We start from the raw sequence: 269 nt of genomic DNA on the forward strand, positions 1-269 counted from the left end.
TTAATGCGGATGTGGCGGAATTGGCAGACGCACCAGACTTAGGATCTGGCGCCTATGGCGTGGGGGTTCGACTCCCTTCATCCGCACCAATTGAAACTATGCGGGAATAGTTCAGTGGTAGAGCGCAACCTTGCCAAGGTTGAAGTCGCGAGTTCGAATCTCGTTTCCCGCTCCAAAATAAACAATGTGGGTGCATAGCTCAGCTGGATAGAGCAACGCCCTTCTAAGGCGTGTGTCCGGGGTTCGAATCCCTGTGCGCTCACCACATT

At 53.5% G+C, this 269-nt stretch carries 3 tRNA genes; all 3 read left to right on the top strand.

What is annotated here, in order from left to right:
• Nucleotides 1-5 precede the first annotated feature (5 nt).
• The 3 genes from ATCC9714_RS16675 (at nucleotide 6) to ATCC9714_RS16685 (ending at nucleotide 265) form a co-directional block, all read left to right on the top strand.
• Nucleotides 6-89 (top strand) — tRNA-Leu (locus tag ATCC9714_RS16675).
• Between the two features lie 11 nt (nucleotides 90-100).
• A tRNA-Gly gene (locus ATCC9714_RS16680) sits at nucleotides 101-175 on the top strand.
• Between the two features lie 13 nt (nucleotides 176-188).
• Nucleotides 189-265: transfer RNA gene (locus ATCC9714_RS16685), tRNA-Arg, on the top strand.
• Nucleotides 266-269: the final 4 nt, after the last annotated feature.

The organism is Paraclostridium sordellii, from assembly GCF_000953675.1.
Lineage (GTDB): Bacteria > Bacillota > Clostridia > Peptostreptococcales > Peptostreptococcaceae > Paraclostridium > Paraclostridium sordellii.